The 1319-nt window shown below is 54.3% G+C and carries 1 protein-coding gene; it reads left to right on the top strand.

What is annotated here, in order from left to right; genetic code table 11:
- Positions 1–293 precede the first annotated feature (293 nt).
- On the top strand, positions 294–1319 hold a 1026-nt coding region (locus WA429_RS21180; RefSeq protein ID WP_336107906.1), incomplete at its 3' end, for a hypothetical protein.

The following is a 1319-nucleotide window of genomic DNA, read 5'->3' as shown; positions in this document are numbered from 1 at the left end:
CAGTGAGTCGCGCATCCGGTGCCTGCTATAACAATGGCCAGACCGTCCAGGTTAGAAAATGGCGTGGTGGAGATATCTCGCAGTACATGTATTACACCTACATTTGTCGGTAACGGGAAGCGGAGCAGTTCTTCTGCTCTGCTTCTTTTTTCAGACCCAAAAAAGCCGTGAGATAACAAAAAACCGAACGAACCGACACATCCACCCCCCGGAACAGTGGCAAGGTCCCGGCAGACTGAGATGGACTGTCTGCTGTGCGCGGAGGTCCGAACCGCCAACAGAAAGGGGAAGCTATGCGTCCTTCACAGTGGATGACATTGCTTGGCGCGTGCCTCTTGTTCACGACGGGGTTGAATGCAGAAACAACGGTGACAAGTTCGCCCAGCATCAGGCTGGAGGCGGGCGATCCCACCAATTTCGAAGTGACACCGTCAATTGAACAAGAAGGAATGATTGCAGAGGGCAGCCCGATCCGCCTGATTTTCGGTAACGCATCGGAAGGCCTGCGGATCCGCGGAGTTGATTTGCTACCTTCGAGCTGGGTCGGACCATATCAGCTCGAAGTGACAGCTGATGACGGTGTTGAGCAATCGACAAAGTCCGTTTCGTTTACCTATGCTCCGATCCGCAATGGAGTGGAGCTCCAAAAGAACGGAATTATCTGGGTCCCATCGTCGAAAACAGCTTTGGCGAACCAAGAAGCCCAGTACGCGCTTTACACGCAACAATTCACCGATGAACTGCCATCCCCGTACACGGGCAGCTATGCACTGAAAGCAGCGATAAAGGAGGGCTCAGATGTCGGCTTGCGGGTGAACAATGTCAGCGTGTTGCCCGGCCGCAAACCTGTGTCGATTGGTGGCTACAACTTCGATTTAGAAAACGGTCGGATTAATCTTCCACTGGCGGCATTCGACGAGGATGATGCCGGCCGGGGTACTCTTCTGATTACCGTGGACCGCCCCGGCGCCCCGGTGGTGGAAGTGGATTACAAAGTATGGGAACCCACTTTTACTCTTAACCCAGGAAGCTCGACAATTGTGCAAGGAGCGGACCAGCTCCAGGTGAATGCCGTTGCATCTCCCGCCAACTTCTGTGGTGTAGCAAGCAGCTATGAGGATGCGGAGGCTTATGATGTTTTCACCGCGCCAAAATGCCTGGTTGAGTGGGACGTCGCTGGTGTGCAAGCGCAAGCCCAGACATCCGCATTGCAGATCAACAAGCGCGTTTATGAGCCGGGGACTGTCGATATCGGTCTGAACGCATACGTGCTTAATAGTGACGGCACCAAAGTTCTCGTCAGCCGGGCGGAAACACCG

It is taken from the genome of Thalassospira sp. CH_XMU1420-2, from assembly GCF_037029325.1.
Classification (GTDB): domain Bacteria; phylum Pseudomonadota; class Alphaproteobacteria; order Rhodospirillales; family Thalassospiraceae; genus Thalassospira; species Thalassospira povalilytica.
Note: the sequence above shows the minus strand (reverse complement) of the source record. Positions and strands in the feature narration are given on the sequence as shown.